This window comes from Lacrimispora sphenoides, from assembly GCF_900105215.1.
Taxonomy (GTDB): domain Bacteria; phylum Bacillota; class Clostridia; order Lachnospirales; family Lachnospiraceae; genus Lacrimispora; species Lacrimispora sphenoides_A.
On the sequence record NZ_FOIP01000002.1, the window covers coordinates 1,248,496 to 1,271,004 of the forward strand.

Sequence of the window (22,509 nt, forward strand, 5' to 3'; positions counted from 1 at the left end):
CTTATATTGTACGATATTTATAAGATGAAAGAGAGGATTTAAAGGAAAGGAGCTAACGTGGAAAAAAACAACGAAACCTAGAATTAACAAAAGAAAAAGTAGGGATATATCCCTACTTAGTCCTTAGAGTTTTAAGATCAACTCATAAACTATTACGAGCGCTATGAACATATTTGACTTATCCATACAAGCACTTCCACTAAAGTGGTAGATCTATCAAACAAGCATCGCACTATCGATAAAATCATCACTGATGCTTTGAACAGGTAGTTTATTCATTAAGTCAGCCAGCTGCTGCGAGGAATTTTCAAAATGTTTTCTGAAATATTGCTTCTTTTGATAGGGAATATTTCAATGGGGGGTGTTGCTACCGGATCAAAGGGTGTGATGACGATGAACGTCAACCGTTTTGTCCAGATTGCAACAAGAGATGGTAAAGACATTATAGTCAAACTGTGTAGGCAATGCTTTGAGACGTGCCTGTGTCAAAGCTAATATAACTCAAAAGTCAACACATAAGATAAGGAAGACATTCGCTAGCAAATTAGATGCAAATGGCGTTCCGACTGATGAGATCCGCATTTTACTTGGACGTACGGACACACAAATGACATTAGGATATATCTATAATCCATTACCAAAGAATGAAACTCTTGAAATGATTCGAAATGCTTTTTTAATGTTAACAAGGTGTAGTCAAGTGTATTTATTTTGTTAAAAAAAGCCTCAAACCCTTGCGGCACAAGGAATTTAAGGCTTCATCACAGAGCAGATAACGGGAATCGGACCCGCCAAACCAACAAAAAATGACGTAAAATAAAGGAGAAAGTGGTACTTCATCCAAACTGTATTCAACTGTGGGGTCAAAATTTTACTACAAAATAGAAAATACAAACAAATGTATATATAAACATTTTTAATATACTTCGTTTTATTAAGTATGCTTATATATGAATTTGTTTTATTACCATAATTATCCATTGTATAGATTTGGAAATATGTGGTATAATTTACATATTAATATTTTTATGTAGAGGAGGAGATACTATGCCACGTGGAGTCCGCAAATCACCACTCGTAAAACTTAGAGATGAACTAAAAAATACACAAGATTCGATAGAACAATATAAGAACGAAATCAAAACACTTCAGGAAAAAGAGAAGCAAATACAAGATGAAATTAAGTTAGAAGAGTTTAAAGAAGTTTCAACTATACTTGAAGAGCAAAACATGTCTTTATCGGAATTAAAGGAATTACTTATATCAAAAGCAGAAATTGAACAAGGTAGCTGAATTTACGCCGAGAATCTTCGCAATGGAGGTTTTCGGCATTTGGTTAAATAAAGAAGTAACTTCTATAAAAGACATAATGCTTGCAAAAACAGTACTTACTTCCACATATTCTTTACTTAACAAATACGATTCATGGGTCTATAATAATGATTAAGGCATCATTTCGGTTTTTAGTAGTACCTTATTAAGACATCTGGAAAAAGTGTACGAGACTAAGTTCCACATGCCAAAAATATAGGACTAAGTTCAAGACAATGGAACCGTCTGTGCCAAGTTAACTTATTTCTTTATCAGTTCAGGACGCAATGTTACCTCATCTGGTGCGATTTCTTTTAGATGAAGTGCATCATGCAGTTTATGATCAAGGAGCATTAGGGACAGTTTAAATGGTGTGCAGCCATTCAGACTGTCCCTTGCTTCACTATTGATATGGTTCATTAACTTGGTGATATTTTCTTGAGCGTAACTGTCCATGCTGTACCCTTTGGGGATTACAAGACGGATATACTCATGGTTCTTTTCAATCATGCCTTTCTGCCAGGCAGCATTCGGATTACAGTAGAAAACCTTGGTTCGGATCTCTCCATTTGGATCACATTCCATTCTCACACGATTTTGAAATTCCGTTCCGTTATCCGTTAGAATTACCGGAAAAAGTTTTTGGAATACATCTATTCCTAATGCCTCTGTTAGCCTGTCAAAGGTCTCTATAACACAATTGGGCGTTTTGTCTTTTAGAAGAATAATAAGCATTAAGGAACAATTGCGAAAGAAAATAGTTAAAAGTACTTGTTCGTCACCTGATTTCCCAATCACTGTATCTAACTCAACTACAGGAACATTTGGGTGCTTCTTCATGTATTTTTGATAATCTTCATAGGTATGTCCGATTCGGAATTCTCTAGCCGCAAAACTGACACGTGTCGGGGTTTTACGAGGTTTATAACGAACTTTTTTTCTCATGTCAATGTTACGTGCAGTAAACAATCCCATATCAATGTATTTGTAGAGCGTGACACGACTGCAGGGAATCTCGCTGCCGTGGTTTGCATAAATATGTGCAATGAATTGTCCCTTTTTGAGAAGAGGAGAGATTAATTGATCCAGAAACGCTATATCTGCCGCGTCTTGATTAATCCCATCTCTTGATGAGACCAATACGTTAAAGTATTCATCCTGAGCATATTGTGCCGTATAGTAAGCTTTTTGCATAAGGCAACTACCGTTTTTATTGCAGCCATTGCAGACATATGGAGGCTTCTTCACTCTTTCGCATTCTTTCGGAACATATTTTGAGCAATAATCCGTACATTGCTTTCCTGGCTCCCTACATATCTTGCAGATATTGCTGCAACTATTACCACACAAGAATCGTATTGTACAGCCCGAACGATTATTGCAAGGAATTACTCTCTTCTGGTCAACTTTTCTACAGAAAGTTCTGTGCTTCACCACCTCTTTAGAGATTGTACTTGGTGATTTTTCAGTTATCCGTGCTATTTCAACAAATGATTTTCCATCAATCAACCCCTTTTCAATTAGAATTCTAAGGGACAAGGTAAGATGTTTTCCATCATGTTTCTTCTCGCTCATATATACCATCCTTTCTGACCAGACGGTTCTATGAAAATAAGTATAGCACTAACTTCGACATAAATAGAAGTTATTCATTGAAACTAGAAGTTACTTCTTTATTTTACCCCTTCCATTAATTTCCACTACTATACGAACATACATTCGAATATAATGTGTTAGAGGTGATTATGTGAATAAGGTAATTTTTCATATCGATGTAAACTCTGCTTTTCTGAGCTGGGAAGCAGTATATCGAATACACCATTTGGGTGGGAATTTAGATTTGCGCGATATACCATCGGCGGTTGGTGGTGACGTTACAAAGAGACATGGTATTATTCTTGCAAAAAGTATACCGGCAAAGAAGTATCATATAAAAACCGGGGAGTCCGTGCCTGAAGCACTAAGAAAATGTCCTGATCTTGTACTTGTGCCGCCCAATTACAATCTATATCAGAAGTCGTCAAAAGCGTTTATGAGTATTTTGAAGGAATATGGCCCCGTAGTAGAGCAGTATTCCATCGATGAAGCGTATATGGATATGACTGGCACTGAATCATTATTTGGGAAGCCAGAAGATATTGCAAATGAAATAAGAGAGCGTATTTATAGAGAACTTGGCTTTACAGTGAACATTGGTATTTCAAATAATAAAGTCCTTGCAAAGATGGCATCAGATTTTAGAAAGCCTGATAAGGTGCATACGCTGTGGCTAAGTGAAATAAAAGAAAAAATGTGGCCATTATCTGTAAAAGAATTATTTTTCGTGGGCAGGGCAACCTTTCAGAAATTACGGAATCTGGGAATCAAGACCATAGGAGAATTGGCGCAGACTGATTTATCAATCATTAAAAGTCATTTCGGCAAACACGGGGAGGTCATATGGTCTTTTGCAAATGGAATTGATTTCTCGGCAGTTGAACCCGTACCTCCACCAAATAAGGGTTATGGTAACAGTACTACAATCGCATTTGATGTTACGGATTCCAATACGGCAAAATTAGTCTTGCTCTCATTAGCGGAAACGGTCAGTGCGAGATTAAGAGATGACAATGTGAAAATCAAAGTAATATCCGTGGGGATAAGGGATTATAACCTTGGATATTACAGCCACCAGAAAAAGTTAAAGACAGCGACAAATATTACAAGAGAAATCTATGAAGCGGCTTGCCAAGTATTCGATGGGATGTGGGATAAGGTTCCAATTCGACACCTCGGAATTCACACTAGCCAAGTAGTAACAGAAGAAATAAGACAGCTTAATTTATTTGACGACCTGGATTACGAAAAATTAGAACGATTGGATAGGGCAGTAGATGATATTAGAAAGAGATTTGGCACAGATTCTATTGTGAGGGCAAGTTTTATTAAGGCAGACAAGGTTGACCATATGAGCGGCGGAATCAGTCGTGAAAAGAGAACCGTGAACTATGAAACTCAAAATATATTATAGGTGGTAAGGTAACATGGGTGCATTTGGGATTGGAACAAATGTAAAAGAGATTGATAGCGGAGAGCTACACGGTAAGATGTATAATATTGCTTGCAAGGCATGGTTTACCGCTAATTGCAGCCCTCGTCCACTTAGCTTTAAGTTTGAAGGCGACGACGGTATCATACAAACAATTTCTGATATAATCATAAAATGCACTGAAGATAAAAATTATAACGGAATTCCATCAAAAGAATTCAAGTGCGATGCAATTATAGGTGGCATACGTCATGAATTTAAACTGGTTTTTTATATGGAATCATGCAAATGGGTCATGGTAATATAAGTGCGTGTATAGGATATCCGGTTATTAATACAATAATTGGCGTACTGATAACATGACAAGCGAAACAAGAGAGTATACGTCAACCAACGTTCAAAAGTGTGCGAGTCGACAAATTGCCTGAAAAATGTAGATTACACAATACACATTGATTTATAATAAAACTCAGATTTGCTTAAAATATGGGAGCTGAAATGCTTCTATATTTTTTAACAATAAAAAGAAAATATGTGCTATTGATAAAAGGCGGGCCAACAGAAACAACGCCTACAGACAGACATCCCCTGTATTGGTATAAGCGGGAAGCCACCCTGCAAGCAGGCCAGATACCTTGTCTATAAAAAAGTGAGAAATACTTCCTACAATAAGAGCAGCGATCACTGTTCCCTCCCTGATTCCCAGCACGCTGCCTGTCACAAGTACAGACACAATCACAGCACCGATAACAATACTCAGGTCAAATCCGGTCTTAACCCTGCCGAACCTCCAGCCTGTAAGCCCTGCTATCACCCTTACCAGACCTTCTCCAGGCAGGATAAGCACATTGGGAATCACTTCAAGTGATATTCCAAAGCCTAAGAATACACAGCCTGAGAGCAGCATCAGAGCCTCACCCAGATAATTTCCCACCTGCCAGAAGGAGAGCAGATACATCCATACGTCAATGCACAAGGAGAACAGAAGTGCGGCAGGAAGCTGCAAAAGCTGGATCTTCTTAAAGGTTTTTCCCAAAAGAACAGCCTGTAGCAGAAACATAGCAAAATTAACCATCATTGTAAATACGCCCAGGCTCTTAGGAAAGATAAAGGTCAACACAAAAGCAAGGCTTGTAATCGGTGATGTACCAAGCCCTGCTTTTGTTATAAGGCTGATTCCCAATGCACTGATTATAACTCCTGCAATAAACAGTCCATAACGTTTAAACATGTCTGAATTTTTCACAAGCAAACTCCCCTTATTTTTCTAAATATTTTTTATTCAATAATCTTATCACTAAGGATTCACACCTACAATGGACATTGTTACTTAAATTCCATATGAAAATTCGGCATTGTGTACAATTAATTTTAGTATGCCTAAAATTTTTTTAGTTTTTTATATCCTGTTTTATCACATTATTACAGGCTGGAGGCCAAATCAGCCTCTTCTGGACATCGTTATAAATATTTTGTGTACGGTATTTTTAATGTCAATTTTTTAACTGTAATTGGATCATGGATAGGAAACATGCAAGTTAATATGGAGCCAATTCGATTATTCTTTTATAAGTGGTCGCGTAATACTGCAATTTCCTTTGCAGTAGAGCATTTATTGCACAGCCTATAGCAAGAGCGACTATGCTAAAAATACATCAGATCAATGATAAAAAAGAATATGACTAATATTGTATCATAAATCCTGTTATTGGAGAGGATACCAGCAATGGAAATATATAATACTGCGTAAAATAGATAATAAACTAAAACAGAATCGTGGCTACTAAAACAACGGTACGGGCCAAATTGTTACAACTGTAAGCTATCCGAATCTTTGTCAATCGCTATTACTCGTCTTGCTACTCTAATTACATACCATAACCCGATAAAAGAGTACTTTCATGTAGTAAAAAATAGGGAATAGAAGAGTGTTAAACTCAACTATTCCCTCTCTAATTCACTTTTAAAACTAGAAACCACTCAATTCAATATTGCCATTAATTCGGTATACTGTTCTTCAGTAATTCTTCCAGCCATCAGAAAAACGTCAACAACTCCAAGTTGCATTTCAACAAAATCTGGAGTCAGCTCATCTTTAGTTTTCTTTGTGGTATACAGTTTCTTACAATTGTTATAAGTTAATATACTTGCCATGTTTATCTCCTCTCTATTCTGTTAATCCAAGTTCTAAAGCTGTTTGCCTATAGTCTAAGTCTACCAAGGTTTCCATTGTTTCATCATGCAAACCAGTAAGAATAGAAACCTGTTGTTCTTGCGTAGGAACATAGGCTATTTCTTCTACTTCATTCCCATCGTCATCTACTCTTCCCGGCAGTCAGAAAGTGATTGCTGCTTACCATAGGAGAATTAGTGGTTGATCTGGCATAGGTCACTAACCGCACATAATTAGCGGTAGATTTAATATAGGAGGTGTTTTGTATGGGGTATAGAGAATTAGAACAGTGCAAGGACTTTGACAAACTGAAGGCGGTATTTGATGATGATATGCTTGGGTACTTTGAAAGGCAGCTTGAGAGTTATTTAAACGGATCGAGAGTAATGTCAGGAGCTGCCTGTTGGTATGAAGGTATGATTACAACAGAAGCGTTTATTGATGAGTATAGATGAATGTGTTCGGATAAAAGATAAAAAGAGTTTTCCTCATAAATGGTTACAAATAGAAAAAATATGGCATTATATTCAAGTTTTTGTTGTAATAGGCATGATAATAAATTATTATAAGAATAAGTTATGAGGTGTAGTTGCATCTCATCATAGGAGGCAGCCATGAAAAAGACTATACTTTTCGCATTTCTCTTCATTTTTATTACACTAGCATGTCTAACTATTTTGATTGGTGGTACAGAGTTAATAAAACACTATACACGGCTTAACGAGCAATTCTATGCTTACATGTATCAAATTATGATTCTACGGTTGCTCTTGCCTTTTAGCTTGGGACTTTTGCTGTTTTTTCGTCAATGGCTTAGAGAGAAAATCCATCCAATTCCCAGAGTTGACGTAGACGGGTTGGCAACCCTTGCCGTGGTAGTATATTTATCCATTATATCCCGAAAATTTTTTCCTGAAATATTTATTGGACCTGAAGCCCTATTATGCTTTGCCTTGTTCCTTAGCTCCTTTGTGAATAGCTTGTTGGTATGGAAAAAGTATAAAGAGAATTTAAAGTTCTGAATTAAGCAGTCCATAACAAAGGCTAGGCATTAACTGTTGAAAGATATTTATATATCATCTTCCAAGTAATAAAAATTCATAAAGTAATTACAATAAGGTATTCTATGAAAAAACGTAGAAGACCTTATTAATGTATAGAATCGAAAAGTTGTCCATAAGAGAATGAAGTCATTAGTCGATAATAGTCATACGTTATCGACTATTTTTTTTAACGAAGAGTGAATCTATCTACTAGATTTTCTCTTCTTAATTGAAAGCGTGTTTTCATTAGTGAAATATAGGGAGGAAGAAAAAATGAACAAGAATATTAATAGAAATCCATCTACACCATACGAGTCGACTTTTAAATGTCAGCTATGTGGAGAGAAATTTAATGGCTTTAGTACAAATATGGTTACAGATGAAGATATCATGGAATATCCATTGAAAGATATTCGCAAACACAGGTGCAAAGATGGGAGCGTAGGAGTTGCATTACTGATAGGATATAAGTATGTAAAACAATAAAATGCTGATTTGAATGGAGGATTCAAAATATGATTAGAGCATTGTCTATTACCATTTATCGTCAATTCAGAAACGGTTCAAAACACTCAGCTTCTTTTGTTTTTAAAAAAAAGCATTAAGAATTAATTGGTAAGGTCGATTATAATAATGTAGTATTATAAAAAGAAAGAGGTAATAAGATGAATGAAGAAACATTAGTATTTGGTAAAGGTATTAAAATCTGGAGTATCATTTGCATCGTTTTTAGCGCTCTTGCTCTAATTGTCAATTGTACAGCAGGATTTTTTGATTTGGCTGTTATAGGTGTCGCTGGCTGCGCAGCTTATATACTGTTGTTAATTAAGAAAAGAAAGATTGCTTTTTATGCCATTATAGTTTTTACAATAATTACAATGGTTCTAAATGTGGCAATACATGATATAGGTATTATAACCTCATTAACCGGTTTAATAAATCCTATTATTACATTTGCTTTTCTATCAAAATACTGGAAACAGATGAAATAGGTTAATACCCATAGGCTTATATGTAAGCAACTATCTAAAAGGTAGTTGCTTTTTTATGTTTGCCCGTTATGGGCGGGCTCTAATGGGTGAAAGGTAAGCGTCAAATAAGTCGGTGTGTATTTTTTTACTTTTAGTTGTGAGATAATAGCTCTAATTCTAAAAGTCTTAAGGAACTTAAGTACCTTAAGGGATTGGAGATTTATCTATGGATAGCTTAACAGTAGCGACTCATTCCCAAAAACTTAGCCTTTGGATAGAGCGGATTCAAAAATGCAGGGCAAGCAATCAGAAAGTGTCTGATTGGTGTACCGCTCATGATGTCAGTATAAAATCCTATTATTACTGGCTTCGCAAAATCAAGCATGAAGCGTTTGATACGATTCCTGCTGAAAGAAAACCTAAAGTTTCAACAGTTGTCTCCCATCCCTCCATGTTTGCTGAAGTTCCGTATGCAGTTGCCAAATCCAGCTCATCAACCGCTGTCATCATCAGAATTGGAAATATGACTCTGGAAATTCAAAATGGGGCAAACCAGGAAACAATCGAAAATACTCTTCGTACCATTAGGCATCTATGTTAGGCGACATTTCAAAGGCAGAACATATCTATCTTGCCTGCGGTTATACGGATATGCGCAAATCCATTGATAGCCTGTCCGCCATTGTACAACAGAACTTCAAACTTGATCCTTTTTCCAACAGCCTGTTTTTGTTCTGTGGCCGTAAATGCAACCGCATCAAAGCTCTCTTCTGGGAGGGCGATGGTTTTGTCTTACTTTATAAGAGACTTGAGAATGGAACTTTCCAGTGGCCCAGGACACAGGCTGAAGTGAGGCTAATATCGGGGCAGGAGTTCCGGTGGCTCATGGAAGGGCTGTCCATCAACCAACCAAAAGCAGTGAAAAAATCCTATCCAGAAATGATTATATAAAGTGCCGAAAAGTGCCGTATTTACTGGATTTTACGGCGCTTTTATGGTATAATTATGACAGTTAAAAAGCAAAGGGACTGTCATCAATGGCGCATAACAATCAGGTTGAAAATCTCGAAAACCGCATCGCTGAGTTAGAAAAAGAAAACCTTCTTCTTCACGAAAAGGTTGTTTTTCTGACCAGAAAACTTTATGGCAGGACTACGGAGCAGACATCATCTCTTGGACTCGAGGGACAGATGTCTCTTTTTGATGAAGCTGAAACCTCCTCGGACCCGAAGGCGGCAGAGCCAGATTTGAAAGATGTTGCGTCTTATCGCCGCCGCAAACACAAAGGGCAAAAAGAAGAACTGTTGAAGGATCTCCCCCATGAAAAGAAACTTTGTACTCTTGCGGAAGAAGACCGCTTCTGCGAAACCTGCGGCACTCCACTTGAATCTGTTGGGGAGGAATTCGTCCGTACTGAAATTGAATTTATTCCTGCTAAAGTGCGTGTCATCGATTATTACCATGAGACCTTTGAATGCAGAAAGTGCCGTAAGGAGGGAAAAGAATACATGGAGAAATCTCCAATGCCTTATCCGGTAATCCAACACTCTTATGCTTCCCCCGGAGCGGTTGCATGGGTCATTCATCAAAAGTATGAACTTGCTGTTCCTTTATACCGTCAGGAAAAGGAATGGGAAAGCCTCGGAGTAGCCTTAAGCCGTGCAACGATGTCAAACTGGATTCTTACCAGTTATCGGGACTGGCTTTCCCCGGTTGTTGGACTCCTTCATAAAAAACTATTAGAGCAGCAATACCTTCACATAGATGAAACACCCGTACAGGTCATGAATGAACCAAATCGAAAGAATACAACGGATTCTTATATGTGGGTATACTGCTCTATCAAAGGCTTTGAGCAGCCAATTCGCCAGTTCGTATATCAACCAGGGCGAAGCGGAAAATATCCTCAGGAATATCTGGAGGGATACCATGGATTCATTCATACCGATGCTTACAAAGGATATGAAAAAGTATCTGGTATTATCCGGTGCATCTGCTGGACCCATCTACGGAGATACTTTGTTGAAACTCTCCCCAAAGATGTAGACAGCCCAGAAGCAACCATTCCAGCTCAGGCAGTCAAATATATCAACCAACTTTTTGAGATTGAGAAAAAACTGGAAATCCTATCCCCCGTAGGGCGGAAAGAACAGCGTCTACTACAGGAAAAACCTGTACTGGATGCCTTTTGGTCATGGGTAAAAGAAATCTCACCTAAAGTACTTCCGAGTTCCAAACTGGGCAAAGCCTTTCAGTACGCGAATAACCAAAAAGATGGACTGTTGAATTATCTTCTTGATGGTAACTGCAGCATATCAAACAATCTGGCGGAGAACAGCATCCGGCCATTTACAATCGGCCGCAAGAACTGGCTGTTCTCAGGAAGTCCCAAAGGGGCAGAAGCAAGTGCAGGTATTTATACTTTAATTGAAACCGCCAAAGCCAATGGATTAAATCCATGGAAGTATATCCAATTCATTCTCAGCGATATTCCCGGAACTGCATTTCTTGAATATCCAGAATATCTGGAAGAATATATGCCATGGGATCCAATGGTTCAAAAACTTTGTCGCTAACAGACAACCTTCAATTATAAACAGAGGTTGTCTGTTTTTCTATACACCAACTTATTTGACGCTTACATACTAGAAATTAGGCGTAAATTTAACGTTGAAAAAATCATTTCTTTGTACTGGAATCATAAGATATAAAGAAAAATGTCCCCAAATTAATTTTGGGGACATTTTTCGAACTAAGGGTTAAGCTGTTAACAACACTTCGCTAACAGCTAACTGTTATTTCCGCATTGCCATCCATAGCCTGACACCTCCGTTTTATAATGATGTGTTATTGAACACAATATTAATATGGACATAATCTAAAAAAATATTAAGGAAATAAATAGAAAATAATAAATTAGGCTAACTATAGGATGTCAATAAGAAATCAATAAACTAGTTAGTTTGGTTAAATGGCTTTTTAGAATATGTAACTTTTCCGTTTTTGTCTATTTTGAAATAAGTTTGATCAATTAACTTTTCGTTAGCTTTAGGGAGTTTTACCTTTTCGTCACTAACTTTAGCAGCTTCATGTTTCTTTTTCATTGATAATCTCCTTTCATATGTGGTTACATTGTATCAGATTTTAGATCGAATGACAAAGAGATTAATAAATGAAATAATGTACATTGGAAACTTAATATTGATAGTTGATAACTTTAGTGATATTCTATTTAAGGAGTTTTTAAATAATAAGCGTAAAGCTGGAATTTGGAAGGAGCCTTGTAAGATGGGGATTTGGATGTAACGGCAAGGCCGTTTCAAAAAATATTCGGCCTTGCTGTACTATAATAATAGAATTATAGAAAAACAGGAGGCTTATATGGCTTATTTTATTTATCAAAAACAGAAGATTTACTATCAAGAGATTGGTACAGGTACTCCTTTACTGATGCTGCATGGAAATACAGCATCATCTGTCATGTTTTCCGATATTGCATCTAAGTATGCAAAGGACTATAGAGTCATCTTAATTGATTTTCTTGGTTATGGGAAATCTGATCGTGTTACAGAATTAGCAGAAGACTTATGGTATGATGAAGGAATGCAAGTAATTTGCTTTTTGGAAGAAAAGAAATACCGGAATGTAAAACTTATCGGTACAAGTGGCGGTGCTCTCGCAGCTCTAAATGTTTCGCTGGAACGCCCAGATCTTGTTAGTCACCTCATTGCTGATAGTTTTGAAGGCGAACAGGCAAATCCGGATATAACTGAAGCTCTGCGACAGGGGCGTAAGGTATCTAAAAATGATTATGGTGCAAGAATGTTTTATAAAATGATGAATGGCATAGATTGGGAACGTGTCGTAGATGCGGACACACGCGCCGTGATTGCTCATGCAAATCATATAAGGAACTTTTTCCATAAGTCGCTTTATGAATTAAAACCGAAGGTGCTGTTTACTGGAAGTAAAGAGGATCCATTATTTCCATGTGGTTTTTATGAAGCCTTATTTAAGAATATGCTTCATAAGATAGAACACGGACAACAGTATTTGTTTGAAAGCGGCGGACATCCTGCAATGCTGTCAAATCAAGAGGAGTTTATTGAAATTAGTAAAAACTTTTTAAACAAGTAACGGATAAATAAATCTATCAATAAATTAGCAAAGAAAACTACTAACTATCATTAATTAAGTTAGTAGTTTTTTATGCACCAATTTAATCAAGTAAACTGATATTTTACTGATGAAAGAACTATTTCGATGGTATGATATGGTGATTAGAAGGCGATTGAGTGGAGCGTGGCAATAACTTGAAACGGTAAAAATAATAGAGAAGCAATTACCAAATAAATAGGAGATGATAATATGGGAGCATTAGCATTTATAGGATTAATTATAGGCTTGTTTTTAGAGAAAGTACGGCACCTAACACACCGGCTGAGAACACAAGAGAACTAGATGGGATCATGAGAGATTCTAGTAAATATTCAAAGAAAGAAATGACGAAAAGAATCAACAACGGGCATTACAAATAAAGAATAGAATACATTGCTGACGGCCATCGGATTATGAAAATCTAGTGGCTTTTGTATTATGAAAATAGTATAATGTAGGAAGATTATATGAATGGCTTAGATGGATATAAAGTGATTGGTATGTTTTGTTGCGGCAATGAGTATATGGTGGTTATTGAGGCAGCACATGGGACTCATGTAATGTCATCTGACGATTGGGAACAGCTAAAAAGAAGTCTAGGTTGGGAGCAGACTCCTACTGGAATGCGTTGTTTCCGAAAAGAGAGTAGTAATGTAGCATAGTTAAAAGGATTGTTTTATTGGATTAATATAATAATATTTAGATGTCAATGTATTTTATATAAAATATTAAAGATGAAATGAGGGGCGAAGCACAATGAGTTGGGAATTAATAAGCACTAACAAGAGATCATGTTCGTGCGGTAAAGGGTTTGTAATTGAAAGACACTACATGGATGACTGGAATAGAACAAAAGAAGAAAGCTGTTTAAAGTGCAAGGATTGTGAGAGGAAACAAATTGAAGAGCATAATAAACAGAAAGAAATGCGTAATGCGTGTGACAAACTCATATCTTATTTTAATGAAAAATACTTGAATCAATATAAATTATCGACTTTTATAAGAATATGAATGATAAATAAATTTTGAGTTTGATTGAGGAGATTTTGAATATGACATTAGATGATTTAATTAAAGAAGAACATAACGGAGCAATTTTTTGTAAGATCGGTAAGAGTTCCATAAATATGTGGGGTAAAGGTGGATATTTTCCATATAGAGACTATATAGGTAAAGTGGTTATTTTAGAAGAAGGCTCAATTACTTTTGAGTCGTTAGAAGAAGTTGTTAAATATCTTCATTATGGAGATGACTTAGTAATCTTTAATTTTATGAAAGGTAAGGATTTGTTACCAGAAGACGGTTATAGAGATAATGGCATGAATAAGGGGTGTTATAATACAAAATCTATATATGTAGACAATGTGTTATCATTCTGTGATCCTAATACAGTTGACTTTATTTATTCAAATATAAGAAATAAAAATGAATTTTATGAATATTGCGGTTTAGCAACTAGCCATTTAGAAGATAGAAATTTAATTGATGCGGCTAAAAGGTGGAAAGCTTTAGCCGGAAATAAAATCTAAGTTTTATGATAAAACAACTTAAGTTATGGGATAATCAAATAATTACTTGGAGATATAGGGAAATGGAAAATATAGTAGTAACCAGAATGGAAGAAAATATGATAGATGAAAGCGTTGATCTATTTATTTCAACTTTTTCGAGAGAACCTTGGAATGACGAATATGAATCAAGAGACCAGGTTAGAGATTTTTTTAAGAATCATTTTGCTAATAACTATTTTTTAGGGTATGTGATTAGTATTAATGGAAAGATACAAGGGTTAAGTATTGGTATGAAAAAACCTTGGATAAAAGGATTTGAATACTATATAGATGAATTTTGTATAAATTATGCTTTACAAGGAAGAGGCATTGGGAGTAAATTTATTAAAGAAATTGAAATGGATATTAAAAAAGAGGGATTAAATGGTATAATATTAAATACAGAAAAAGATTTTCCATCTTTTCAATTTTATAAAAAGAATGGCTTTGAAGATTTTGGAGATTTAGTTATAATGGGAAAGTAAAAATAATTAGCAGTAAATGGGCATTGGAGAATAATAATCCAGTGCCTTTTATAGTGCTTATAAGGCAATGAATTATAAGGAGGTAGTCAATATGCTAGCTATGCAGGAGAGTCGCTGTATAATGGAAAATAAGAGTGCAGACGTGATCAAATATCCTCATTTAAAAGCGGATGGCACACCAGATTTGCGTTATGGATCTAAGAAAAAGATCGGCATAAGAGAATCTACAAAAATGGAGTGCTTATATGAACGTGATGAAATCATTGCGATATATAAGATATTCCAAGACAGAATTGAATACGCTGCTTCTTTATCTAAAGAGAAAATTGCAAGGCGGAACCTCACAATGTTTGTTTGTGCTATCAATGTAGGCCTACGAGGTGGAGATTTTTGCTCCCTTAAATGGTCTGATATTTTTGATACGGATTGGAGTTATAAATCATTGGCTGATTACGTACCTGAAAAAACGATTAGGAGAGATGATGGCGGGGAAATCGTCAAGGCTAAACACATTGAACTATCCTGGAATGATGATTTTGAAATTGCACTTTCTAATTGGTTAACCTGGTTAAATAACTATGATTCAGAGCAGGAGCTTGTTGCCTATATATTCAAAAGCCAAAAAGGTGAAAATATCAATCCTAAAGAGTGGTGGAAGATAATGGAGAATATAAGGAAAGAGGCTGGCATTAAACAGAAGATAGGGACTCATGGACTTAGAAAAACGATGGCCTACCAGTATATTACAAACGCTCCTGATAAAAGCCAGGCATTATTGGAAGTGTCCAGTCAGCTAGGTCATAGTGATCTAAGAATCACAGAAAGATATGCCTGTTTAGAAAAGAAAAATATTGAGGCTGGAAAACAGAGAATGTCATTTATATACGATAAGTAATGTGGTAGAATGATGGTATGTTATAATTTATGTAGCAAGTAAATACTTAGATTTGAAAGATTGATTTTATTGGACGTAATAGTGAATCAATAAAAAGGAGTAGTTTATGAATAAACTAATATTTTTAGGTAGAGGTTCTGGATATCATTCTACAGAAACCAATACATCAGCATATATTAAAGAAAATGAAGCATTATTATTAATTGATTGTGGAGAAACGGTATTTAAAAAAATCTTAGAGAAAAATTTAATGAATGGGGTTAAGGAGGTTCATATATTAATAACTCATATGCACTCAGATCATATAGGTTCATTAGGTGGATTTATTGGCTTTTGTTATTGGAAATATAAAATAGCAACAAAAGTATACTTTAATGAAAAAGAAAGAATGAAAGTATTTTTAGAGCTATTAGGCCTTAAAGAAAATGAAAGTTTTGAAATATTAGACTCCAATGAGAAAAGAATTGAATCATTGGGGTTAAATATAAACTCAAAAATAACTAAACATGTAAAGCCACTTAATACTTATTCGTATATTTTAAGGTTTGATATAGGAAATAGCATTTTTTATAGTGGAGATACCTATGAGACTAATATCGATATCTTTAATTTTTTAAAGCATGGAAATTTAGTATATCATGATACATGTATAGATGATTCAAAAGACAGTGTTCATACATCATTAAGAAAATTATGTGAATTAGTGCCTGAAGAATATAGAAGTCAAGTTTTTTGCATTCATATAGATGGGGAGAATTTTGATGAAAAGGCGAATAAACAGGGCTTTAGTATAGTTAATATTGAATAGAAGAAACTCATTTGAAGTAGTTACAGAGGGCTATGCTTTTCATTGATAAAGATGATAAGCATATAGGACAGATGAATTATAGGCAAATATAATTGAACGATAAAATCCGGTTTTCAAGTCGGTAGAAAGTGAGAATGTTATGAAAAATGGTTTGCTAGATAGACTAATTACTATACAAGATTATGGTAACTGTGATAAGGCAACGGATTCTGAGGATATGGCTGATTTTTTAATCGAGGTAATAGACGAGCTGCATTTATGCCCAGAAATAGACAAGACTGTAGAACGGCTAAAAATAATTATGGATGATGACAATATTAGATTTATAGATCAAGCAGTCAGAAGAGCTATAAATATCGTAAATGACGAATATGAAGATATTCTATAATGCTATGAAATGCTGTTTTCCTTGGAGGTATATGATTTTGGAAGGGATAGCATATATCTATGCAATTCCTTTATTTTGCGGAGGGGCGACTGAAAAGAATACACCTGCTTTCTTTCAAAAGCAAGGTGTATCTATGATAGTTAATTATGGCAAAAAGGGTCGTAAACATTGTAAAATTATTTTTTCTCGGGGATTTCGGCAATTACACGGGAGGTAAGACCACTTACTCCCTTGAGTGCCAATGGATAAGTGTGAACTATAAAATTCCGGTTTTTATATTGCATTAATTTAGAAAGACTACTCAAATTCTCAACGATAAATGCATCATGATTGGCAAAAAGTTGATCTGCTTCGGCATGTTCCTTGCCTTTCCGTACACCTGCTATATCTATGCCCAGAATAGATATTTTTTTCTTAATTAGACTTTGAATCAACTCATGTGATAATTGTGGAGCCTGTTCAAAATATTCCTTTGAAGCATATCCGTACTTTTCTAAAATGCCTGTATGCAAAATCACAAAATTGCCTTCCTCAATTTCTTGCAAAGGAATATCTGATACTGTAATCTCTCTTTCCGTGACATGGTAAACGTCAAATATTTTCCCTTTTCTTTCACAGTAATCCAAAGGGAATTCCTTATCCATTACATCAAAATGTGTTCCAAAATGACCAAATTTCTGTACTAAAATATCCTTATTGTTGCTCCCAATGAGATTCTTAAAGGTTTCATTTTCAATTGGGATTGTTAGATCAATATACATAGTGAATGCTCCTTATTATAATATAGTTTCCATGGAAATAATGTTATAATATAACTATTTCGCTTGACTGTCAAGAGTTTTAGAAATATAATTTACATGGAAACAAATAGTGAGGTGCAGTATGAATAAAAACGCGAATCAAATTATTGAACAAATTCTTACCATTGTAAATCGCAGCAATATAAAAGACTTTTCAACATCTACATTCTACAATGGATTAACAAAAGAAGTTAGTGTCTATGATAATCTACAAGGGTTATCTTTGTCAGAACTGCATGTTATTGCCTATATTGGTAGTAATGAATTTACAAATGCTACAGATATTTCTCTTGGAACGAGCATTACAAAGGGTGGAATTTCAAAAATTACAAACCGGTTAGTTACAAAAAAATTAATTGTGTGTGACTTTAAAGCGGGCAATAAAAAAGAAAAGTATTACGCCTTAACAAAAGCCGGAAAAGAAGTATTTCTGCTCCATGAACAATTTCATCAAGAGTCATTAAATAAATTAATCAAATTAATAAGTTCTTTTTCAGAACATGAGTTAAGCATTCTGAAAAGGTTTTTTGACGGACTTGTAGAGATATAGAATGTCAATTAAGCCATCTAAAAGGAATGGACTTTCAGTAACAGACTGTGAAGTCCATTAAAAGTTCAGTTTTATGTGTGCTCATGGTTGGCTTGCAGATACATCTATACGTAATATGTAAGAAGGGGATAAAAATGAAAATTGGATATAAACAATAAAAATAGACATACTTATTTTACACAATAAAATAAGGAGTTGTATGAAAATATGAGAGAATCAGATACAATAAAACTGTTACGTGAGTGCGATGCAGGGATAAAAATGGGGGTTGCGTCAATTGATGAAGTTTTAGAATATGCCTATGATGATAAGCTGAAAAAATATCTGATTGACTGCAAAGATAAACATGTTAAATTAAAAGAGGAAATTCGCACCCTCTTAGATGAACTTCATGACGACGGCAAAGAGCCGAACCCAATGGCTAAAGGTATGTCGTGGATAAAAACAAATGTGAAATTGATTATGAAGGAGTCAGATCATACAATTGCTGATTTGATAACTGATGGATGCAATATGGGCGTAAAATCGCTCAATAAGTATCTAAACCAGTATAAGGCGGCTGACGAAAAGCCTAAAGATATTACGAAACGGCTTATTAGCCTTGAAGAAAAGCTTTCCGAAGATATGCATCAGTTTTTGTGAGAAAAAAAGAAATTGAGACATGTGTTTTCAGTGATACATGTCTTGATTCCTACATATTGTTAAATGCTTAGTATGGGCTGAAAGAAGTTGGTAGGAGTGAAAGAATGGTGAAACGAAAACTGAAGGTGTAAATATGGCTAAAGATAGAGAAACTCCCTGCAAATATTACATATGCGCGGGAAAGTGCGAGAAGGGGCGAGAGGCAGATCATAAAGGATACTGTCAAAAATGTGATAAATATTTACCTCGTGCCAGGGTAAGACATATAAATATAAAGAAGAAAAAGTTGGATAAGATCAAGAGGAATGAAAGGGAATAATGATAGGATTAAAAGGAAAATATAACGAAGCAAAAATATTTACAGATGTTGTAGATGAGGCATCAATAGCACAGGTAATGCTTTTATTAAATCAAGAATTTGTTGCTGGAAGCAAAATAAGATTAATGCCAGACATTCACGCTGGGGCTGGTTGTACCATTGGTACTACGATGACCATTACTGACAAGATTGTTCCTAACCTTGTTGGAGTGGATATAGGGTGTGGGATGGAATGTGTCCAGATTAAAGAAAAACACATCGAATTGCAGAAACTAGATAAATTAATTTATGAAAAGATTCCATCAGGCTTCAATGTTAGAACTAAAACGCACAGATATTTTGACAAATGCCAAATTGAAGAATTATATTGTGTAGACAAGGTAAATTTAGATAGAGCTGAGAGGAGCCTTGGATCACTTGGTGGTGGTAATCACTTTATTGAGTGTAATAAGGATGATGATGGCAATATTTATATAGTTGTTCATTCCGGGAGCCGTCATCTTGGGCTTGAAGTGGCTAATTTTTATCAAAATCAAGCATATGAGGTGTTAAATGGCTCATCGTCTTCTGACAGAGAGAACCTAATTGATGAGTTGAAGAAACAAGGCAGAGAGAATGAAATTCAGAAGGCATTGTCAGATCTGAAAAATGTGAAAAGAACAAATGTACCAAAGCAACTTGCTTACGTAAGCGGAAAATTATTTGAGCAGTATATCCATGATATGAAAATAGTACAGGAGTTTGCGATGTATAACCGTCAGGCAATGATGGATGAGATAATTAAAGGAATGGGAGTTCGTGTAACTCAACAATTTACAACAATTCACAATTATATAGATGTAAACAATATGATTCTCCGGAAAGGGGCTGTATCAGCCCAAATTGGAGAACGCTTGATTATTCCTATAAATATGAGGGATGGCAGCCTAGTATGTATTGGAAAGGGAAATGATGACTGGAATCAATCTGCCCCACATGGAGCTGGTAGATTAATGAGTAGGTCGCAAGCAAAAGAGACGTTTACTGTATCAGAGTTTAAAAAGCAAATGAATGGAATTTATACGACATCAGTAAATAAAGAAACTTTAGACGAATGCCCAATGGCATATAAAGGTATGGAAGACATCGTAAATAACATTGCTGCTACTGTAGATATTGAAAGCGTCATCAAACCGATTTACAATTTCAAAGCTGGCGGCGAATGAAATAACTATTCTAAGGGGTATGGGTGAAGGAGGTAGAGAATTTCTCTGTGTTGAGAAAAGGTGATAGGGTAAGAAAATATAATCGAGAAGACGGCTCATTTAAAGATGGTACAATAGATAAGGGTACAATATTTGGTTTGGCTTATGTAAAATGGAATGACGATGCAGATCATATTGATATGAGTGTTAACTTATATGATGTTGTAAAGCTAAAAGAGAATAAATAAAAGAACTGTTTCTTATAAGGTAAATACTATGGATAAAACAGTTTTAGTTGAAATTGACAGAACGATAAAAGAAATTTGGAAAGTAGACGTAAAAAGCGATTATGATAAATATCGCCTTTTACGAGAAGATAGTCTAAAGTGTGCATTATATTATCATATGAGAAGAAAACTGGATAGCATTTTAAAAGAGAACAATCTTCGTATATACCCAGAATATTATATAAATATGGGAGGACTAAAATATCGTCCAGATATCGTGATTGTAAAAGTAGGTAGTGAAGAAAAACGATTCTTGAAAGATATGATCACAGAAATTGTTGCAATTATTGAGTTAAAATATGAATATGGAAACTCTCAGGGTACAGCAAATGTTATTAAACGTGATATCCAAAAAATGAAAGAATATAGACAGAAGATGAAACTGGATTGCCAGTGTTATTTTGCTGTGATTTATGAGGAAGAACGTGATTATTTAAACTGGACTGATAAGCGCACATCGAATAGATGGGGAAGGGGCTGTTTGACAGAGATGAATGCTGGATATATTAATGGCGAAATGACGTTTGAAGTCAATTCTTATAATAATTTGTGAGTTGGTTTCCGATTTCGTTTAAGCCGAAGTCAGAAAGACGATAGATTTATTCACTATCGTCTTTCTTTGCGTCTTAGGCTATACGACTTTGGTTATAAGAACATCGTACCAAGTGACGCGTATGAGAAAATTAAGAGTTATTTATAGCCAAGAAATGGTTCTTTAAATTGAGAAATGGGGAAATGATTAAAGATGATAGCCGGTAAAGATTTATGGTGGTACGATTATTATAAATATGGATATACAGAAGAAGATTTTGAAGATAATGTGGTAGCTGACATTGAATGGGAAGAGGTTGTTGAACCAAAGGTGCTGCCAGAAAACATTGAAAGAAATTTTGATAGAAGACATAAATAAAAAAGACCACTTATAAGCAGTCTTTTTTATCACTTGGTTTATGCAAGACGAACATTAACAGCCTGTGGCCCACGATTACCTTCTGCTACATCAAATGTTACAGACTGTCCCTCATCTAATGACTTATAACCGTCCATAGCCAGGCCTGAAAAATGAACGAAATATTCGGTGCCTCGCCCGTCGCTGATAAAGCCAAATCCTTTTTGTGCATTAAACCATTTTACTGTACCTTTATTCATGAAAGATACCTCCTTAAATAAAAATTATATTTGTTAAAACCAAAAATCGCATATATAAGTAAATCATCAATAGAATAATGACTTACGTATATATGCGAAATCAAGACTTTATTAAAATACTATTTTAACATAACACAATAATTAGTATAAGTCAATAGAGGATTATAAGAAAAAAGGTATATGTAATAAAAGAAATCTATAAGAGCATGTAGAGTATTTAAAACAATAACCAAAGGAGAAATACAACCTTGTAAGGAGGATAAAAAACTCCCTGCAAGCTTTGCCTACAAGGAGTGCTTTTTAATTTCTCGTTTGTTTGTCAGGGATTATCTTCCGCAACCACGACCGCCGAAGCCTCTTCCTCCAAAGCTGCCGCCGTTTGCCACACAGTAATCGTACATTTTAACATAATATCCCCTGTCAGCAGAAGCAATATCGCCGTCTGCGATCGCCTTGTCGAGATTGGCCTCAAAATCTTCTTGGCTTAAAAAGTTTCCGTTGGCATCTCTCATCAGGTCATACCCTAAGCCGCCGCAAGCGCCATAGGCGGCGGCCTCTGTTTTGTACCGTGTATTTGTAGGAGCTGCAAATGCAACTGTTGCCATAGACAGTGCCAATACTACTACTGATACGAGTGAAATTAGTTTCTTCATCATATTAACTACCTCTTTCTTAATATATCTGCATTTTACTAGCATACATAAAGGATAATATTATTATGTGTAGATAGTATGGAGAAATTGTAGAAATAAAACTATTTTGAGAAGA

The 22,509-nt window shown here is 35.3% G+C and carries 32 protein-coding genes; 25 read left to right on the forward strand and 7 right to left on the reverse strand.

What is annotated here, in order from left to right; translation table 11 throughout:
* The first annotated feature begins 469 nt into the window (after positions 1-469).
* Together BMW45_RS29190 and BMW45_RS22495 are read left to right on the forward strand one after the other, a co-directional pair.
* Positions 470-718 (forward strand): tyrosine-type recombinase/integrase, encoded by a 249-nt coding sequence (locus tag BMW45_RS29190; protein WP_092249213.1) that lies wholly within the window; start codon positions 470-472, stop codon positions 716-718.
* A gap of 329 nt (positions 719-1,047) precedes the next feature.
* A complete protein-coding gene (locus tag BMW45_RS22495) occupies positions 1,048-1,293 on the forward strand; it encodes a hypothetical protein (RefSeq protein WP_092249216.1) in 246 nt (81 codons plus the stop codon).
* Positions 1,294-1,572: 279 nt separating this feature from the next.
* On the opposite strand, the gene BMW45_RS22500 is transcribed toward BMW45_RS22495, so the two are convergent.
* Positions 1,573-2,886, reverse strand: coding sequence for an IS30 family transposase (locus BMW45_RS22500; protein ID WP_092249219.1), 1,314 nt, complete (start codon positions 2,884-2,886; stop codon positions 1,573-1,575).
* A gap of 172 nt (positions 2,887-3,058) precedes the next feature.
* On the opposite strand from BMW45_RS22500, the gene BMW45_RS22505 reads away from it, so the two are divergent.
* Both BMW45_RS22505 and BMW45_RS22510 read left to right on the forward strand, forming a co-directional pair.
* Positions 3,059-4,321: a Y-family DNA polymerase gene (locus BMW45_RS22505; RefSeq protein WP_092249222.1), complete on the forward strand. Its 1,263-nt coding sequence runs from the start codon at positions 3,059-3,061 to the stop codon at positions 4,319-4,321.
* A gap of 13 nt (positions 4,322-4,334) precedes the next feature.
* Positions 4,335-4,646 carry a hypothetical protein gene (locus BMW45_RS22510; RefSeq protein WP_092249225.1) on the forward strand — a complete coding sequence of 104 codons (312 nt, stop codon included), beginning with the start codon at positions 4,335-4,337 and terminating at the stop codon, positions 4,644-4,646.
* Positions 4,647-4,910: 264 nt separating this feature from the next.
* Here the strand turns inward: BMW45_RS22510 and BMW45_RS22515 are convergent, their stop codons facing one another.
* Positions 4,911-5,585 carry a YczE/YyaS/YitT family protein gene (locus tag BMW45_RS22515; protein WP_092249228.1) on the reverse strand — a complete coding sequence of 225 codons (675 nt, stop codon included), beginning with the start codon at positions 5,583-5,585 and terminating at the stop codon, positions 4,911-4,913.
* A 734-nt stretch (positions 5,586-6,319) separates the two neighbouring features.
* Positions 6,320-6,493, reverse strand: a complete 174-nt coding sequence (locus tag BMW45_RS28105) for a hypothetical protein (protein WP_166433451.1) — start codon at positions 6,491-6,493, stop codon at positions 6,320-6,322.
* A gap of 285 nt (positions 6,494-6,778) precedes the next feature.
* On the opposite strand from BMW45_RS28105, the gene BMW45_RS22520 reads away from it, so the two are divergent.
* From BMW45_RS22520 to tnpC, 7 genes are all read left to right on the forward strand, one after another.
* On the forward strand, positions 6,779-6,967 hold the full coding sequence (locus BMW45_RS22520) for a hypothetical protein (protein ID WP_092249231.1): 189 nt from the start codon (positions 6,779-6,781) through the stop codon (positions 6,965-6,967).
* Positions 6,968-7,126: 159 nt separating this feature from the next.
* Positions 7,127-7,534 carry a hypothetical protein gene (locus BMW45_RS22525; RefSeq protein ID WP_092249234.1) on the forward strand — a complete coding sequence of 136 codons (408 nt, stop codon included), beginning with the start codon at positions 7,127-7,129 and terminating at the stop codon, positions 7,532-7,534.
* Between the two features lie 294 nt (positions 7,535-7,828).
* On the forward strand, positions 7,829-8,041 hold the full coding sequence (locus BMW45_RS22530; protein ID WP_092249237.1) for a hypothetical protein: 213 nt from the start codon (positions 7,829-7,831) through the stop codon (positions 8,039-8,041).
* A 179-nt stretch (positions 8,042-8,220) separates the two neighbouring features.
* Complete coding sequence (locus BMW45_RS22535; protein WP_092249240.1) at positions 8,221-8,547, forward strand: hypothetical protein; 327 nt, start codon at positions 8,221-8,223, stop codon at positions 8,545-8,547.
* Positions 8,548-8,752: 205 nt separating this feature from the next.
* Positions 8,753-9,127 (forward strand): IS66 family insertion sequence element accessory protein TnpA, encoded by a 375-nt coding sequence (tnpA, locus tag BMW45_RS22540; protein WP_092241060.1) that lies wholly within the window; start codon positions 8,753-8,755, stop codon positions 9,125-9,127.
* The gene (gene tnpB / locus BMW45_RS22545; RefSeq protein WP_092241062.1) at positions 9,121-9,477 is read left to right on the forward strand and encodes an IS66 family insertion sequence element accessory protein TnpB; all 357 of its coding nucleotides are present in this window, start codon (positions 9,121-9,123) and stop codon (positions 9,475-9,477) included. The genes tnpA and tnpB overlap by 7 nt, the downstream gene beginning before the upstream one ends.
* Positions 9,478-9,563: 86 nt before the next feature.
* Complete coding sequence (gene tnpC / locus BMW45_RS22550) at positions 9,564-11,102, forward strand: IS66 family transposase (RefSeq protein ID WP_092241064.1); 1,539 nt, start codon at positions 9,564-9,566, stop codon at positions 11,100-11,102.
* Positions 11,103-11,480: 378 nt separating this feature from the next.
* Here tnpC and BMW45_RS28110 read toward each other — a convergent pair whose 3' ends face one another.
* Positions 11,481-11,630: a hypothetical protein gene (locus BMW45_RS28110; RefSeq protein WP_166433452.1), complete on the reverse strand. Its 150-nt coding sequence runs from the start codon at positions 11,628-11,630 to the stop codon at positions 11,481-11,483.
* 277 nt (positions 11,631-11,907) lie between these two features.
* Between BMW45_RS28110 and BMW45_RS22555 the strand changes: the two genes are divergently transcribed.
* The 7 genes from BMW45_RS22555 (at position 11,908) to BMW45_RS22590 (ending at position 16,810) form a co-directional block, all read left to right on the forward strand.
* Positions 11,908-12,663: an alpha/beta fold hydrolase gene (locus BMW45_RS22555; RefSeq protein WP_092249243.1), complete on the forward strand. Its 756-nt coding sequence runs from the start codon at positions 11,908-11,910 to the stop codon at positions 12,661-12,663.
* A gap of 488 nt (positions 12,664-13,151) precedes the next feature.
* On the forward strand, positions 13,152-13,346 hold the full coding sequence (locus BMW45_RS22560) for a hypothetical protein (protein WP_092249246.1): 195 nt from the start codon (positions 13,152-13,154) through the stop codon (positions 13,344-13,346).
* A gap of 390 nt (positions 13,347-13,736) precedes the next feature.
* The gene (locus BMW45_RS22570; protein WP_092249253.1) at positions 13,737-14,213 is read left to right on the forward strand and encodes a hypothetical protein; all 477 of its coding nucleotides are present in this window, start codon (positions 13,737-13,739) and stop codon (positions 14,211-14,213) included.
* A 62-nt stretch (positions 14,214-14,275) separates the two neighbouring features.
* Positions 14,276-14,719, forward strand: coding sequence for a GNAT family N-acetyltransferase (locus BMW45_RS22575; RefSeq protein ID WP_092251161.1), 444 nt, complete (start codon positions 14,276-14,278; stop codon positions 14,717-14,719).
* 91 nt (positions 14,720-14,810) lie between these two features.
* The gene (locus tag BMW45_RS22580; protein WP_166433453.1) at positions 14,811-15,614 is read left to right on the forward strand and encodes a tyrosine-type recombinase/integrase; all 804 of its coding nucleotides are present in this window, start codon (positions 14,811-14,813) and stop codon (positions 15,612-15,614) included.
* 106 nt (positions 15,615-15,720) lie between these two features.
* The gene (locus BMW45_RS22585; RefSeq protein ID WP_092249259.1) at positions 15,721-16,422 is read left to right on the forward strand and encodes an MBL fold metallo-hydrolase; all 702 of its coding nucleotides are present in this window, start codon (positions 15,721-15,723) and stop codon (positions 16,420-16,422) included.
* A gap of 139 nt (positions 16,423-16,561) precedes the next feature.
* On the forward strand, positions 16,562-16,810 hold the full coding sequence (locus BMW45_RS22590) for a hypothetical protein (RefSeq protein WP_092249262.1): 249 nt from the start codon (positions 16,562-16,564) through the stop codon (positions 16,808-16,810).
* A 176-nt stretch (positions 16,811-16,986) separates the two neighbouring features.
* Here the strand turns inward: BMW45_RS22590 and BMW45_RS22595 are convergent, their stop codons facing one another.
* Positions 16,987-17,571: a cyclase family protein gene (locus BMW45_RS22595; protein ID WP_092249264.1), complete on the reverse strand. Its 585-nt coding sequence runs from the start codon at positions 17,569-17,571 to the stop codon at positions 16,987-16,989.
* 121 nt (positions 17,572-17,692) lie between these two features.
* On the opposite strand from BMW45_RS22595, the gene BMW45_RS22600 reads away from it, so the two are divergent.
* From BMW45_RS22600 to BMW45_RS28115, 7 genes are all read left to right on the forward strand, one after another.
* The gene (locus BMW45_RS22600; protein ID WP_092249267.1) at positions 17,693-18,160 is read left to right on the forward strand and encodes a MarR family winged helix-turn-helix transcriptional regulator; all 468 of its coding nucleotides are present in this window, start codon (positions 17,693-17,695) and stop codon (positions 18,158-18,160) included.
* Positions 18,161-18,367: 207 nt separating this feature from the next.
* A complete protein-coding gene (locus BMW45_RS22605) occupies positions 18,368-18,802 on the forward strand; it encodes a hypothetical protein (RefSeq protein WP_092249270.1) in 435 nt (144 codons plus the stop codon).
* A 133-nt stretch (positions 18,803-18,935) separates the two neighbouring features.
* Positions 18,936-19,121: a hypothetical protein gene (locus tag BMW45_RS22610; protein ID WP_092249273.1), complete on the forward strand. Its 186-nt coding sequence runs from the start codon at positions 18,936-18,938 to the stop codon at positions 19,119-19,121.
* Positions 19,121-20,326, forward strand: coding sequence for an RtcB family protein (locus tag BMW45_RS22615; protein ID WP_092249276.1), 1,206 nt, complete (start codon positions 19,121-19,123; stop codon positions 20,324-20,326). The genes BMW45_RS22610 and BMW45_RS22615 overlap by 1 nt, the downstream gene beginning before the upstream one ends.
* Before the next feature lie 23 nt (positions 20,327-20,349).
* The gene (locus tag BMW45_RS22620; protein ID WP_143057081.1) at positions 20,350-20,553 is read left to right on the forward strand and encodes a hypothetical protein; all 204 of its coding nucleotides are present in this window, start codon (positions 20,350-20,352) and stop codon (positions 20,551-20,553) included.
* A 28-nt stretch (positions 20,554-20,581) separates the two neighbouring features.
* The gene (locus tag BMW45_RS22625; RefSeq protein WP_092249282.1) at positions 20,582-21,145 is read left to right on the forward strand and encodes a hypothetical protein; all 564 of its coding nucleotides are present in this window, start codon (positions 20,582-20,584) and stop codon (positions 21,143-21,145) included.
* A 192-nt stretch (positions 21,146-21,337) separates the two neighbouring features.
* The gene (locus BMW45_RS28115) at positions 21,338-21,502 is read left to right on the forward strand and encodes a hypothetical protein (protein ID WP_166433454.1); all 165 of its coding nucleotides are present in this window, start codon (positions 21,338-21,340) and stop codon (positions 21,500-21,502) included.
* A 38-nt stretch (positions 21,503-21,540) separates the two neighbouring features.
* Here the strand turns inward: BMW45_RS28115 and BMW45_RS22630 are convergent, their stop codons facing one another.
* Both BMW45_RS22630 and BMW45_RS22635 read right to left on the reverse strand, forming a co-directional pair.
* Positions 21,541-21,741 (reverse strand): cold-shock protein, encoded by a 201-nt coding sequence (locus tag BMW45_RS22630; protein WP_092249285.1) that lies wholly within the window; start codon positions 21,739-21,741, stop codon positions 21,541-21,543.
* 326 nt (positions 21,742-22,067) lie between these two features.
* Positions 22,068-22,397 (reverse strand): hypothetical protein, encoded by a 330-nt coding sequence (locus BMW45_RS22635; RefSeq protein ID WP_092249288.1) that lies wholly within the window; start codon positions 22,395-22,397, stop codon positions 22,068-22,070.
* Positions 22,398-22,509 lie beyond the last annotated feature (112 nt).